The organism is Gynuella sunshinyii YC6258 (assembly GCF_000940805.1).
GTDB classification, from domain to species: domain Bacteria; phylum Pseudomonadota; class Gammaproteobacteria; order Pseudomonadales; family Natronospirillaceae; genus Gynuella; species Gynuella sunshinyii.
In genome coordinates, this window is sequence record NZ_CP007142.1 from 6,366,921 (window position 1) to 6,381,235 (window position 14,315).

The 14,315-nt window shown below is 47.5% G+C and carries 12 protein-coding genes; 6 read left to right on the forward strand and 6 right to left on the reverse strand.

The genetic code is table 11. The features are described 5' to 3' along the window. Positions 1–46 precede the first annotated feature (46 nt). From YC6258_RS26375 to fos, 4 genes are all read left to right on the forward strand, one after another. Positions 47–487 (forward strand): Fur family transcriptional regulator, encoded by a 441-nt coding sequence (locus YC6258_RS26375; protein WP_211264594.1) that lies wholly within the window; start codon positions 47–49, stop codon positions 485–487. 232 nt (positions 488–719) lie between these two features. Further along, positions 720–1,721, forward strand: coding sequence for a cytochrome-c peroxidase (locus YC6258_RS26380; protein WP_044619517.1), 1,002 nt, complete (start codon positions 720–722; stop codon positions 1,719–1,721). A 635-nt stretch (positions 1,722–2,356) separates the two neighbouring features. Further along, positions 2,357–3,361, forward strand: coding sequence for a cytochrome-c peroxidase (locus YC6258_RS26385; protein ID WP_044619518.1), 1,005 nt, complete (start codon positions 2,357–2,359; stop codon positions 3,359–3,361). Positions 3,362–3,483: 122 nt separating this feature from the next. Next, positions 3,484–3,885: a fosfomycin resistance glutathione transferase gene (fos, locus tag YC6258_RS26390; RefSeq protein WP_044619519.1), complete on the forward strand. Its 402-nt coding sequence runs from the start codon at positions 3,484–3,486 to the stop codon at positions 3,883–3,885. Here fos and YC6258_RS26395 read toward each other — a convergent pair. After that, positions 3,848–4,756, reverse strand: a complete 909-nt coding sequence (locus YC6258_RS26395) for a DMT family transporter (protein WP_044619520.1) — start codon at positions 4,754–4,756, stop codon at positions 3,848–3,850. The genes fos and YC6258_RS26395 overlap by 38 nt on opposite strands. A gap of 97 nt (positions 4,757–4,853) precedes the next feature. Between YC6258_RS26395 and YC6258_RS26400 the strand changes: the two genes are divergently transcribed. Beyond that, complete coding sequence (locus YC6258_RS26400; protein ID WP_044619521.1) at positions 4,854–5,360, forward strand: MarR family winged helix-turn-helix transcriptional regulator; 507 nt, start codon at positions 4,854–4,856, stop codon at positions 5,358–5,360. Between the two features lie 9 nt (positions 5,361–5,369). Here the strand turns inward: YC6258_RS26400 and YC6258_RS26405 are convergent, their stop codons facing one another. The 5 genes from YC6258_RS26405 to YC6258_RS30460 all read right to left on the reverse strand — a co-directional run bounded on the left by YC6258_RS26405 (position 5,370) and on the right by YC6258_RS30460 (position 12,751). Further along, positions 5,370–7,124: a GGDEF domain-containing response regulator gene (locus YC6258_RS26405; protein WP_044619522.1), complete on the reverse strand. Its 1,755-nt coding sequence runs from the start codon at positions 7,122–7,124 to the stop codon at positions 5,370–5,372. A 37-nt stretch (positions 7,125–7,161) separates the two neighbouring features. Beyond that, positions 7,162–7,887: a sensor histidine kinase gene (locus YC6258_RS26410; RefSeq protein ID WP_044619523.1), complete on the reverse strand. Its 726-nt coding sequence runs from the start codon at positions 7,885–7,887 to the stop codon at positions 7,162–7,164. Between the two features lie 53 nt (positions 7,888–7,940). After that, positions 7,941–8,363: a response regulator gene (locus YC6258_RS26415; RefSeq protein WP_044619524.1), complete on the reverse strand. Its 423-nt coding sequence runs from the start codon at positions 8,361–8,363 to the stop codon at positions 7,941–7,943. 18 nt (positions 8,364–8,381) lie between these two features. Then, positions 8,382–10,217, reverse strand: coding sequence for a sensor histidine kinase (locus YC6258_RS26420; RefSeq protein WP_169749040.1), 1,836 nt, complete (start codon positions 10,215–10,217; stop codon positions 8,382–8,384). Positions 10,218–11,119: 902 nt separating this feature from the next. Next, positions 11,120–12,751 carry a methyl-accepting chemotaxis protein gene (locus YC6258_RS30460; RefSeq protein ID WP_044619526.1) on the reverse strand — a complete coding sequence of 544 codons (1,632 nt, stop codon included), beginning with the start codon at positions 12,749–12,751 and terminating at the stop codon, positions 11,120–11,122. A 358-nt stretch (positions 12,752–13,109) separates the two neighbouring features. Between YC6258_RS30460 and YC6258_RS26430 the strand changes: the two genes are divergently transcribed. Continuing rightward, the gene (locus YC6258_RS26430; RefSeq protein WP_044619527.1) at positions 13,110–14,294 is read left to right on the forward strand and encodes an amino acid aminotransferase; all 1,185 of its coding nucleotides are present in this window, start codon (positions 13,110–13,112) and stop codon (positions 14,292–14,294) included. The last annotated feature ends 21 nt before the right edge of the window (positions 14,295–14,315 follow it).

Here is a 14,315-nt window from a genome sequence, read left to right on the forward strand (position 1 = left end):
AATGCAGGGTTGCCTATGGTGGCGATTGTTTACCCGATGAATGGTCATGTCTATGTCGAACCGTGCTACCACCACATATCTTTCTGCGCATACTTCTGTGGTGCAAAAGCTGCTTGATCATGACGTGCTGCCAACTCCCCAACGGCAGATCATTGCTGAAACCCTGTTTGCCAAACCTCAACACTGCACCGCAGAACAATTGCATGACCAGATCAAAGCCAATGGTTACAAGGTTTCCAAAGCAACGATCTACAATACCCTCGGATTGTTTGCGCAAAAAGGTCTGGTCAGAATGATTTATGCGGACAGTTCCACGACGTTCTACGATTCCAACACCTCAGCCCATCACCACTTCTTCAATACCGACAGCGGCGAGATTTCGGATATTCATGAAAACCTGATTCACAGCTATCTGCAGGATTGTCTGCCTGCTGGTACCCGACTGGATTCGGTCGATCTGGTCGTGCGTATTCGCAACAAGTTCTGACACTCTGTTTTTATCCACCGATCATTTATCTGAATTGATCTGAATCACATCATCTGTACTTAGAATAAGTCTAAATATAACCACACTCATAAAATGGTTATACCGGAATGGTCAGTCACTCTTTTTGAGTGTGAAAATCTTCCAGACAAGCATGCACACTTTTGAAAACTCGATGTTTTCGTAGCGGGAAGGTGTGGAGCTGATACCACAAACACATGTAAGGAATAGCACCATGAAATTAACCGTAACCGCTAGCCTATCGTTCATGATGGCGTTCACTCTTTCTGGTCAACTGATCGCCGCCACCCGCTCAGAACCCATAGAACCGATCAAGCCGGTTCAGTCCATCAATCTGGGAATGGTGGAACTTGGCAAGAAACTGTATTTTGATCCACGACTGTCCAAGTCCGGCTTTATCTCCTGTAACTCCTGCCACAATCTGAGCATGGGAGGAACTGACAACTTAACCTCTTCAATCGGTCATAATTGGCAACAGGGACCGATTAACGCTCCCACCGTATTAAACTCAAGTATGAATGTGGCGCAGTTCTGGGACGGTCGCGCAGCTGACCTTCAGGCTCAGGCAGGTGGGCCCATTGCCAATCCAGGGGAAATGGCCTCAAGCCATACGCTGGCGGTAGACGTTTTACAGTCCATTCCTGAGTATGTCATGGAATTCGAACAGGTGTTTGGCAGCGACAAAATTACCATCGATGAAGTCACCCAAACCATCGCCGAATTCGAAAAAACCCTGGTCACGCCCAATTCACGATTCGACAAATGGCTACTCGGCGATAACAGCGCCATCAATCAGGAAGAACTGGCTGGTTATAACCTGTTTAAAAACAGTGGCTGTACCGCGTGTCACAATGGCGCTGCGGTGGGTGGTCGTTCTTTTCAGAAAATGGGATTGGTTGCGCCGTATCAGACCACTAATACGGCTGAGGGCCTCAGCGCGGTAACGGGAAAAGATGCTGACCGGATGAAGTTTAAGGTGCCAACCTTACGTAACGTCGCACTCACTTATCCCTATTTTCACGATGGTGCTGCCGGAACGCTCGGCGAGGCTGTTGAGATTATGGGGCAGATTCAGTTGGGCAAAACATTTTCAGATACAGAAAACGCTCAGATCGTCGCCTTTCTGAAAACACTGACGGGTGAACAACCTTCGTTCCCATTGCCGATTCTGCCACCTTCAAACGAAAACACTCCCAAGCCCACCCCTTTTAACTGACCATTTATATCGACCGGCGAAAAGGCCGGTCGCTCGGCACTTACAACACCCCTAAATGCCATAACAACATAACCACTCCATTAGCATCGAAATCATTTAAACTCATTCTCATTAACAATTGACAGAAAAATAAAGCGCTCCTTTTCATTAGAAAAGCATTTCAGTGCCTCATCAATTAGTCTTATTCAGTTTTTTGAAAAGGAGATTTTTGTCGTCCTTCGTGTACAGCCTGAAACATAGAAAACACCATATTTTTCGCCACATTAAGTGAACAATAACACTATAAAAATAGCGTTTTTTACTCAATATTAAATCAAGCTTAAGTTTTTGGAAGGATGATAATTTATAGCCAGAACACACCTGAATATTCTCTATCCACACAATACTTATTTACATAAACATTTGAACTATATCACTTCCAACGTCTTTAGAATCATTCCAATCAATCACAGAATAATGCCAGGTGTAATTATCGCCCCCGTCGGAATTTTCTTACGCCGCATTACTCCTGACGAGAACAGACCCTGAAATCGGAATTCAAAAAAAAAACACAGGCAAAGACACATCTCCAGGATGATGTCACGGGGAATATTTGCCTGAACTCAACACTGACAACCAACTGATAGGATAAAAACATGCACTTTAAATTTCCCAATAAACACTCTGCAGTACTGATCAGTCTGCTGTCTTTGGGAGTGGTGAGCCAAGCGGCCACAAATGAACCTATTCAACCAATCAAGGCGCCGACCGATATCAACGCCGGTCAGGCTGAACTGGGGAAAAAACTGTACTTCGACCCCCGACTATCGAAGTCTGGATATATTTCCTGTAATTCCTGTCATAACCTGAGTATGGGAGGAACGGACAATATCACCTCCTCTATTGGTGATCAGTGGCAACAGGGTCCTATTAACGCTCCGACAGTATTAAACGCCAGTTTAAATCTGGCTCAGTTCTGGGATGGTCGGGCAGAAGACCTGAAAGCTCAGGCCGGTGGTCCGATTGCCAATCCCAAGGAAATGGCTTCCAACCATACGCTGGCGATTGAGGTGCTAAAGTCAATCCCGCAATATGTGGTGGAGTTCAAACAGGTGTTCAATTCTGATCAGATCACCATTGATCAGGTCACCACTGCCATCGCTGAATTCGAAAAAACCCTGGTCACACCCGGTTCCCGCTTTGACCAATGGCTGGAAGGCGATAAAACCGCACTGAACGACACCGAACTGGCCGGCTATGAGTTATTCAAAAGCAGTGGTTGTACCGCCTGTCACAATGGTCCGGCGGTGGGTGGATCCATGTATCAAAAAGTCGGCCTGATCAAGCCTTATCAAACCAACAATCCGGCACTTGGTCGTTTTGATGTTACTGGCAATGAGGCGGATAAAAACGTCTTCAAAGTACCTACCTTGCGCAATATTGAGCTGACGTATCCGTATTTTCATGATGGTGCCATCAAAACGCTGAGTGAAGCGGTGAATACCATGGGTGAAATCCAGCTTGGTAAAACCTTCAATGCAACAGAAAATGCACAGATAGTTGCGTTTCTGAAAACCCTGACCGGTGAGCAGCCACAGATCACTCTGCCGATACTGCCGCCATCCAACGACAATACCCCACAACCACAACCCTTCAACTGATCAGCCATCCGGTCGCGCTTGCGGCCGGTCTTTTTTCCCTGATTATGGACTGCCGCACAGAGAATCTGGCCGACGACTGAAAAACGCGATACCTTCTGCCGCAAATTGTACGGACATTCATCATGATCACCCAACTCAACCACCTGACCCTTGCTGTTTCAGAACTGGATCGCGCCTTTCGGTTTTACACCGTCGAACTGGGCCTGACACCACATGTCAGGTGGCAGACAGGTGCGTATCTCAGCGCAGGTGAATTATGGCTCTGCCTATCCGTCGATCCGGATACTCAAGCCGTTCAGGACTACACCCACGTTGCTTTCAGTGTTTCGGAATCAACCTTTGCACAAATGCGAGCCCGGCTGATCAATGCAGGTGTCACAGTCTGGAAGCAGAATCGCAGTGAAGGCGAATCGTTCTACTTTCTTGACCCCGATGGCCATAAACTGGAACTCCATCTGGGGTCTTTGGATACTCGGCTGGCCGCTCTCAGGAAGCAACCCTATCCGGGGTTAGAGTGGTTTTAGCGACAGAGCTCGCGGGTTTCTGTGACAGCCATTGCGCCAACAATGAGGTGACAACCATGACGATCATAGTCAGATACTGTGGCCAGCTGAAGTGCTCCTGCACCAGCCAGGTTCCAATGATGACGCCACCAATCGGATTGGCAACACCTGCAAATGCAAACTGGACCACAGAGACCCGCTGTAAGACCCAGATAAAGAGCGCATAAGCCAGAGCCGTGTTGATGACTACCAGCCAAATACCCGACAACATCCGCGGAGTGTTGAGATCCAGCGCAGTAACATAAGCCTGTGGATTCGATAGCCATTGCCAGGCAGCGAACGGTAACAACATGAGCCCACCGAGAATCAGTTGCCAGACTACCATCGTCCACCAGTTCACCCGAGTCATGACCTGCTTGGCGAATACCGATCCCACCACCATAACCACCATGACCAGTACCATAGCGATAATACCGAGCCACTTAACCTGCTGGTTGCCGGGCGAAAACAGCGTCCAGGTTGCCAGCACCAGCACCACGCAGGCGAGTACTTGATAGATACTGGGTATCGAGCGTTTGTACAGAAAACTGAACAGCAAGGCGATGACCGGTGAACCCGCCATACCGACAGCAGCCAGAGTGGCCGGCAGATTCTGCGCAACCAGAAAAATCAGCCAAAAAAACAAGGCAATATTGATAGCCGAATGAATCAACAACAAACGCCACTGCCCGGCTTTCGGCCACACAGGTTTAATCAGCAGCAACAGCAGACCGGCAGGCAGAGCCCGTAATACCGCCAATGCCAATGGTGGCCAATCCATAAACCCAAGGTGAGTCGCTGAAGCAGTTGTGCCCCATAGAAACGGAACTATCATGGCAATAAGAATATTCATATTAAGTATCTCGACATCAAAATATTTAAAAACTATACCCAGGTAATTTCATTGAGTAAAGTATCTTAATGTTGAGATATTTTTAAAAGGCCAGCCAATGAGCACACAAGCATCCGATTCAGTCGATCAAATCAAAAGACAATGGTCCACGGAGCGGCCAGAACTCGAATTATTGCCAATGGAACTGATCGGTCGCATGTCACGTATCTATAAGCGAGGCTCAAGGCTACTTGAAGAATGCCACCAGGAATTTGATCTCAAACCCGGTGAATTTGATGTGCTGGCCACTCTGCGACGTTCGGGTGCGCCACATACGCTGACCCCTTCGGAGCTGTTTCAATCGATGATGCTCAGCTCCGGGGCCATGACCAATCGTCTGGATAAACTGGAACAGAAAGGCCTGATCAGCCGAACCCACAGTCATGAAGACCGCCGCAGTGTCACCGTAACCCTGACAGACGAAGGGCTGGCTTTGATCAATCAGGCAGTGGTTGCTCACCTGCAGACTCAGGCGCTGCTGCTGTCGGAACTAACCCAGGACCAGCAGCAGCAATTAAACCAGCTGCTCAAAAACTGGCTTATCAGCCTTGAGCGAACGCCTTAACCGGTATCGTTAATCCGACTGAGCACGATGATAAAACACCGCCACTTCATCGATACTCAGAGGCTTGGCGATACCAAATCCCTGCAGATAATGACAGCCCAGTTCGACTGCCACTTTGTATTCTTCCGGACGCTCGATACCTTCTGCCACCACTTTCATATTCAGCCGCGATGCCATTTCAATGATTCCGGCAGTCAGCGCCTGATTACGTTCATTCTGATCAATGCGATCCAGCAGTTTGCGATCCAGTTTGAGAATGTTCAGCGGCAAGTCCAGCAAATGTGTAATGGATGAATAACCACTGCCAAAATCATCCAGCGCAATTTGAATACCATGCTGTTGCAGCAGAGTGATCTGATCACGGCAGGTATCGGCATTCTCCACAATCTGGCGCTCAGTCAGCTCCAGGCAAATCTTGTCCTTGGGCAACGCAAATTCCTCCAGCCACTGCAAAAACAGTCTGCAGAAATAACGACTGCTCAACTGCGAGGCACAGACATTGATGGCGATCTTATCGATTTTGTCCTGAAGATGGATCAAGGCATTATAAAATCCAGCAGCATCTTTAACCGCCTGACGGGTGATTTCGTTGATGGCTGGAGTAAACTCCGCCACCGGGATAAATTCATTTGGACTGATCCAGCCGAGTTTTGGGGAATACCAGCGCATCAACGCCTCCACCAGAATCCGGTCTGTCTGAGCAGTATCGATCACCGGCTGAAACCTGGACGTCAGTTCACCGCGTGTCAGAGCCCGTCCCAGTTCAACCTCTATTTTCTGGGTTCGGGCAAACTGTGCCGCCAGCTGGTCAGTATAGAAACAGACGGGATTAATCACATCCTCCTTGGCTTCGTACATAGCACTGTCGGCCTGTTTAATCAGCAGATCCAGGCTGTCAGCCTCAGGAAAGAATGCAACACCAATGGCTGGTCTGATCACGATCTGATGGGCATCTATCTCGAACACATGATCAAACTGACCCTGAATGCGTTTAACCAGTGGATATATTTCCTGTTTGCTATCGAGCACATCGGTAATCACCACAAATTCATCACCACCCAGTCTGGCCAGGAAGTCGTTCTCACGCACAACGTCCGTCAAACGGATGGAAATCTGTTGCAACAACTTGTCACCGATCAAATGGCCATAGGCATCGTTAACTTTTTTAAAGCCATTGAGATCAAAATATAACAACGCAACCTGTTTGACCAACCGCATTGCCCGGTGCAGAACACGATTGGCGGCATCGTGAAAATAGGTCCGGTTCGGCAGCCTGGTCAGAGGATCATATTTGGCCTGTGTTTCCAGCTGAATATTGCGATAGGCGGCATCGTCCAATGCCTTCTTGAGCTGTTGTTCTATGTATTTCCGCTCCTGTGCATAGCGCAGGCTGCGAGCCAGAATCTCTGGAGTAACATGGTTCTTACTGAGGTAATCCTGAGCCCCACTCTGCAGTGCATCGATAGCAGAGTTCAGGTCATCCTGGCCGGTGAGGATGACAATAGGCAAATTGGGATAATATGCTCCCAGTTGCGCAATGTTATCGATGCCGGACTGATCAGGCAGATTCATATCCAGGATCAATGCCTGAAAGGTTCCATCAGCCAGTGCTTCCATTACCTTCGAGAAGCAATCTACACAGACGATCGTATAACGGGAATCAAAAGCCTGTCTCAGCATTTCAGTGACCAGTTCCGCGTCTGCCGGGTTATCTTCTGCCATCAGAAAAATATCACTCAGGCCTTCGCGCTGCCTTAGATACACTGCTCTCTCCTGCCCACCTGCACTCATTGCTGCACCCTCATTCCGATCTATTCAAATATCCGCTCTGCAGACAGGTAAAAGTGACGGCCAGTCCACCAAGGTCAGAACGGGAAAAATGTAACCAGCCGTGGTTCAGCCGGGCAATACGTTCACAATATGCCAAACCCATACCGATACCCGGATAATCCTCCTGCCGCTGCATTCGCTTAAACGGCACGGTCAGTTTTTCCCACTGGTTGTCGGCAACCTCTAACCCATTACTTTCTGTAGTTACGGACAATTCTGCTCCATTCACGCGACAACTGATTCTGACGACAGGCGTATGGTCATCCTGTCGGGGTTGATATTGAAAAGCATTTTTCAGAATTTCAGACAGTGCGAAAAACCAATGTGCACGAACACCCAAAATATCCGGTGCCGGTTCTGACCGTTCAATTCTGACAGTCTGCGAAACAGTACGGCGAAGCGTTAACAGAATCTCATCGATCAATTGTTGTAGCGAAAACATGGCAGGCTCCTGTGCTTGTGTCACCAACCGGGAATATATTTTCAAAGACTCTATCATCTGTTGCCCATGTCGACCGGCGTCCTGAATCAATTGCAGCCAGTAAAGTTCTTTCTCTGTCAATCGATCCGCCAACGATTGGGTCAACAGATTCGAAAACTGTACAACGGTCCGTAACGATGCCCCCATATCATGAGATATGCCGTACACCAGTTTTTGCAGGTCATCATCACGCCGGTCATCGCCCTGTGGGATCATTGCGCACTCTCCGTCTTACCCGGAAATACCTCAGCAGCCGGGGTTGTCAATATTCAGCATTTGGTTGGCAGCTTTACGACTGACAACCAGAAATCTTCCAGAGACTGAATCACCGTCAGAAACTTTACAAAATCAACCGGCTTGGTCACATAGCTGTTCACTCGTTCATCATAACTCCGGGTAACATCCTCATCCGCTTCTGATGAGGTAAGCATAATAACCGGAATGTTATGACTTATTTCCGCGGAACGAATTTTCTGTAATATTTCTATCCCATCGACTTTGGGTAAGTTGATATCCAGCAGAACAATATCGGGGATATTATCCGGTTGCAGTTGATCAAAGAAATCCCAGGCAATCTGCCCATCCATGATAACCCTGATCTCATTGGTCACTTTGGCCTGACGAAACCCCTCCCTGACCAATTCAATGTCACCGGGATTATCTTCGATGAGCAAAATATTAATGGGTTTCATATAGCACCTCCGTACGGTTTATGCGTTTTGAATTCCATCGGCCGGCCAATCAAGGACAAAACAGCTACCCTTTCCGACTTTGGAATCTATCGATAAAGAAGCCCCGTGTTGATCAGCAATTTTTTTACAAATCGCCAGACCGATACCGGTTCCGGGAAACTCGGCCTTTGAGTTCAGACGCTGAAAGATTTCGAACACCTTGGTCTGGTATTTTTTATCAATACCAATGCCATTATCCTGGATCCTGATTTGCAGATTTTCTGTTTGTCTGACAACAGAAACATGAACGGCAGGCACTTCGCTGACATTAAACTTAATGCCGTTGCTGACCAGATTCAGTATCAGCTGAAATATCTGAGATGGTACCGCAGCGATAACCGGCAGATTATCTTCCCAGGTGAATTCAGCCTGACGCTCTGACAACACTTCCTGCAGCGTATTTTTAACCTGACGACATGTCTCTGTCAGATCAACCTCTTTGTGGCCGTCGGTGTTCTGATCCAATCGACAGAAGTTAAGAATATCAGTGATCATTTCCCTGGCTCTCGTGGCACCATCGGTAATGTAATTCAGGTATTCCTGCGACTTTTCATCCAGCGTACCTTCCAATCGACGTTCAAGAAACTGAGAAAAACTCAACACCATTCTGACCGGTTCCTGCAGATCATGAGAACAAACAAAGGCAAATCGTTCCAATTGCTGATTGGATTGCGACAACCGCTCTATGGCCATATCCATCTTGATATTTTTTTCTTTTAATTCTTCCATCATCTGGCGTCGCTCACTGACATCCACCACCGAGGTTAAGGTGTAATGATGTCGATCCAGTTCAATGGGGGCCAGGCCGATTTCCACTGGTACGCTGCTGCCATCCTTACGCAACCCGACCAGTTCACTACTGGTTTTGGCCATCTGGCGCATCTTGTTCTCACGCCGGAAAGCCTTCCTTAGTCCTACATGCGCACCACGAATATGCTCCGGAACCAGTTGTTCTACAGTTAGTCCGATAAATTCGTCGGGAGAATAATCAAACAACTTACAGACATGATCGTTCGCTTCGACGATAGTGCCTGACTCATCAATCAGCATGACTCCGGTTGGCATCAGCTGGCTGATGGAACCATAGCGAAATTCGGATTTGCTCAATCGCTGATTCAGCACCATCATTTCCTCTTCATCACTTTTTTTACGCAGATAAAGGCGCCGGAAACTGATCAGCATCCACAGTACGGGAATCACAAACATCAACGTTCTGAGGATATAAAGGATCACAAAATCAGCAACACTGCCACGACTGCCAATAAAGAAAACGGTGAGGGGAATCATCAATGCGGGAACAAGTGTCAGCAGAATAACTGCCGAACATTCATCTCGATGTTTTTGAAAGTATCGCCACGTCAAGTAGAAACAGGCCGAATACGAGAGCGTCACCAACATGGCCATTGGTATGGTTGCCGGCTGATATTGGTGATAGTTCGAAAACGCACCAGCCACTCCCAGCGGAAAAATTATACTGACAGCCAGTGTGACCATAAGGATGGATTGGCTGACGCGAAAGCGGGAACCTTTTTTTATCAGCAACAGATAACCCACTAACAACACCAGTGATTGTACGCCAGCAGACAACAACCGACCATCAACCCACATACTGCCACTCAGTAACCACTCCACTTTCACGTCAACGTACAAATCCATAACCAGCAATGCCAAGAGTGATACAAAGAAAATGATCACCAATATTTCTCTGGTCATGTCGACATAGACCCAAAAGGCCAACAGACAGATAACTGCGACAAATGAAGTTCCCCAGACAGTCCTGGCATGGACAACCGAATAAACCGATATATCATCCATAAGGGCAGAACCCATCCCCTGAATAAATGGAATGAACAGAGACAAAACGATGCCAACAGACAAGAGCACATATACAACAGGAAAACTATTTTTCCACAGCGGTGCTTTATTTATTGAATAGCTGGGTAAACGCATAAAATTGCCGGCTCTCTGACAATTGAACAGTTTCAGGAACACACAGCCGTCAGGATTTACACCTCTCGTCACCCTGACCATAACGAAGGAAACACCATTTCCCGACACTGCATTGTTGTGCAAATTAATTCTTCATCCAGAACATGGCTGCCAGATAAACCATTCTTACGACGATCAAGGATAAGTGCAATACCGATACAACACCTTCATATAATGCTATCCACTCAAAATAGCGCAGATCATTTCAGAGCGCCAATCAAGTATTTTTTAATAGATTTTCTGGAAACATTTTCATGTGATCGATTAACAGCAAAAATCCGATTTAAACCCTATAAAAAATAAGACAATTAATAACCGGATTATCGGGCTGTCATTGTTTTAAGATGGGAAAACATTCAAAAAACACGATGATGTCAGACAAATGGAAAACTTAGGGGCCTCTGAAAAACAGGAATAGTTTTGATGCAGGCTAGGAAGCACCACTCGCAACACCGCAGTTTGCTGAAGTAAATGAGGATGTGAGACTGGGGCAGACAACGTCCTGCGCGAAAATAGGCCATTTTTCAGAGGCTCCCTTACTTCTGGAATAGCCATATAAAAGGTATGACATTCAGTCAGTATTTCCATACTGACCACATTGAGAAGCAGATAATTAATTTTACAAAAAAGATGATTCAGACAATGACAACATCTTAAATGAAACCAATTTTCCCACCTCTATAGAGGTAGGAGAATCGGATGACGGAAAACAACGGAAGCTACGTTTGCTATATCTTGAACCGGGAAATAACCTGACGCAGTGACTCAGCGATACTGGAAAGTTCATGACTGGCTTCTGAAACTTTCTGACTTTCTTCGTTACTGACTTCAGCACTCTCGTTAATACTCAGAATGCTTTGGTTGATTTCATTGGCCACGGCGGCCTGCTCTTCAGAAGACGTGGCAATTTGAACGCTCATCTGATTGATGGAATCGACATTCTGATTAATATGATTCAGTGATTCAGCCACTACGGTTACTTTCGAAACACTGTGGTTGGCAGTGTCTTTGCTCTCCTGCATGACATTGACCGCACGGCGTGAACCTTCCTGCAAACGTTTGATCATGGTTTCAATTTCAGCGATGGAATCCTGAGTCCGTTTAGCCAGGGTACGCACTTCATCAGCCACTACAGCAAACCCCCGACCCTGTTCTCCGGCCCGTGCCGCCTCTATTGCTGCATTCAGCGCCAGCAGGTTGGTCTGCTCAGCAATGCCACGAATCACATCCAGTATCGAACCGATATTTTCACTGTCTTTTTCCAGACCGTTAATAACCTCTGACGCATGTTGCACACCTTCAGCCAGCTCATTAATGGACGCTTTTGCCTCCAGCATTGTTTGATAACTGCTATTGGCTTCACTGTGGGCCTCACGAGTACTCTGGGCCGTGTTTTCGGTATTTTTCGAAACTTCCTCTACCGTTGAAGACATCTCATTCATGGCCGTGGCCACCATTTCGATATCCTGGGATTGCTTGCGAATGGCCTGCTGGGATGAGGATGCAATCCCCGTCAGCTCTTTGGCAGCGGTTGATACAGTGTTCACTGTTTCAGAAACAGAGGTCATGCTTTTTTGTACGGTGGCTAACATGGTATTCAACGCAATGGCAATCTGTCCGACTTCATCTTTGCCTTCCAGATCAGCACGTAACCGTAAATCCATTTTGTCAGCAACACTGCGCATAACGTTTAATAGTTTGGCGACCGGTTTGGTAATAGTAGAGGCAATAAACCATGAACCAGCCAATAACAACACCAATACTACAGCCAGGGCGAACAAGGACTTGTAGATATTTTGATAAAATATGCTGTCAACATCATCCACATAAATACCTGACGCCACTATCCAGCCCCAGGGCTTATGCCCACGCCCGTAGGTGATCTTGGAAACATAGTGCTTATCGCCGGTTTTGTCCCACACATAGTTGATAAACCCCTGACCTTTGGAATTGATCATTTTGATCAACTCCTGATTAATCATCACGCCATTGGGATCCTGAACCTGACGGGAATCATTTCCTTCAAGACTGGCATTGGCACCATGAGCCAGCATAATTCCATTCACATTCAATACGAAGAAATACTGACTTTTGTCGTATTTCAGCGAGCGAATGATGGCAAGCGCTTGTTGCTGAGCCTCTGAGTTGTCCATCGCTCCTGATTGCTGCTGCTGATAGAAAAAATCGATCACATCATAGGCCGTCTCCACGACTGCCCGGGTTTCCAATTTCCGGTCTTCAAACAGGTTTTCCCGCAAAACCAAGGAAGACCTGAGCTGCAACAGTAAGATGGCAATGACCGCAATAGAGGACAATAACGCAATCTTAATTGCGATGTTCAATTGTTTAATCATATTCATAACCGCCGGCTACCTTTATGTTTCACATTGTCATGCTTATTGTCAGATCAAAGACCCTGATTTTCCGTCCTCATGGGGCATCCTGGCGACTGCTACCAACAGCGGAACCTCAGACTGCAAGGGGGGATAAGGTATGAAATGACGTCATATCCTCCAGTATAGCCAGAGGTTTGTCCCTGACAGGTTTTTGTGTAAAAAAAAGTTGCCTGTCTGTAACACCCCTTGAGATAAATCAATTCATCAATGCTGATGGCGATACCAAAGTCACCAGTGCTTAAGCCGGATATTCAGGATACACTAGCAACATCAAAAACACTGGCGGGACCCGACCAGACATAGACTCTTATTTGGAAACACCATGTTTGAACTACTTTCAGAACCTCGAAAAGACCCGATTTTAAGCTTATCCGCCGCTTATAAGGACGATCCAAGAACAAACAAACTTGACCTGGGCATCGGCGTATATCGTAACAATGATGGCATTACCCCTGTCATGGCTGCTGTGAAGGCAGCGGAACAGTATCTGTTGGAAAACCAGCCGTCCAAAGCCTACGTAGGACTGGCCGGTGATGAGATATTCAACGAAGCAATCACCCATCTGTTACTGGCAGGAACCGAAGCCGAGCATCGGGCCATTGCCCTGCAGACTCCTGGGGCCAGCGGGGCTCTGAGAATGCTGGCCGATCTGATCAGACAGACCAAACCCGATACCACGGTCTGGATCAGCGATCCCGGTTACGTCAACCACCGTCCAATTATGGAAGCGGCTGGTCTGAAGGTTAGAAGTTATCCTTATTTCGATCCTAACACCAAAACTCTCAACGAAGCCGCGATGTTGGCGCAGTTCGCTCAATTGGGTCCTGATGACATCCTGTTATTACATGGTTGCTGCCATAATCCTACTGGCGTTGATCTGGAATTCAGCCACTGGCAGCAAATCGCGAGTATGAGTCAGAAGCAAGGCTTTCTGCCCTTCATCGACATCGCCTATCAGGGTTTTGGCGATGGCCTGGAGCAGGACCTCAAGGGCTTGCAGCATGTGGTCGATCAGGTGGAGGAAGTACTCATTACCACCTCCTGCTCTAAAAACTTTGGTCTGTACCGGGAACGCACCGGAGCGGCTGTACTGGTTGCTAAAGACAAACAAACGGCCAGTAAGGCACGAAGCCGGATGTTCGAGATCGTTCGTGCCAACTACACCATGCCACCAGACCACGGCTCAGCTATCGTTGCGCATATTCTGACAACTCCAGAACTTAAACAGCAGTGGTTACAGGAATTAAATACCATGCTGACCCGCATCAAAGGCCTGCGCACTTCCTTGCGCACTCAGTTTCAGGCCAAAACCGGAGAAGACCGGTTCGCATTCTTTGAACATCACAAAGGCATGTTTTCAGTGACCGGGCTGAGTACTGAACAGATTAATCGCCTGCGGGAGGAGTTCGGGATTTATATCGTCGGAGACAGCCGCGTGAATGTCGCTGGTATGCAGGAACAGGCCATTCCCTACCTGATCGACTCCTTCCTGGCTGTCGGCGCCTGACCTCAGTGTTCCGGTTGCCTG

Bases quoted from the DNA above. Each gene is read 5' to 3' on its own strand.
- YC6258_RS26375 (WP_211264594.1), top strand. From the start codon at position 47: ATGTCTATGTCGAACCGTGCTACCACCACATATCTTTCTGCGCATACT.
- YC6258_RS26380 (WP_044619517.1), top strand. From the start codon at position 720: ATGAAATTAACCGTAACCGCTAGCCTATCGTTCATGATGGCGTTCACT.
- YC6258_RS26385 (WP_044619518.1), top strand. From the start codon at position 2,357: ATGCACTTTAAATTTCCCAATAAACACTCTGCAGTACTGATCAGTCTG.
- fos (WP_044619519.1), top strand. From the start codon at position 3,484: ATGATCACCCAACTCAACCACCTGACCCTTGCTGTTTCAGAACTGGAT.
- YC6258_RS26395 (WP_044619520.1), bottom strand. From the start codon at position 4,756: ATGAATATTCTTATTGCCATGATAGTTCCGTTTCTATGGGGCACAACT.
- YC6258_RS26400 (WP_044619521.1), top strand. From the start codon at position 4,854: ATGAGCACACAAGCATCCGATTCAGTCGATCAAATCAAAAGACAATGG.
- YC6258_RS26410 (WP_044619523.1), bottom strand. From the start codon at position 7,887: ATGATCCCACAGGGCGATGACCGGCGTGATGATGACCTGCAAAAACTG.
- YC6258_RS26415 (WP_044619524.1), bottom strand. From the start codon at position 8,363: ATGAAACCCATTAATATTTTGCTCATCGAAGATAATCCCGGTGACATT.
- YC6258_RS26420 (WP_169749040.1), bottom strand. From the start codon at position 10,217: ATGGATGATATATCGGTTTATTCGGTTGTCCATGCCAGGACTGTCTGG.
- YC6258_RS30460 (WP_044619526.1), bottom strand. From the start codon at position 12,751: ATGAATATGATTAAACAATTGAACATCGCAATTAAGATTGCGTTATTG.
- YC6258_RS26430 (WP_044619527.1), top strand. From the start codon at position 13,110: ATGTTTGAACTACTTTCAGAACCTCGAAAAGACCCGATTTTAAGCTTA.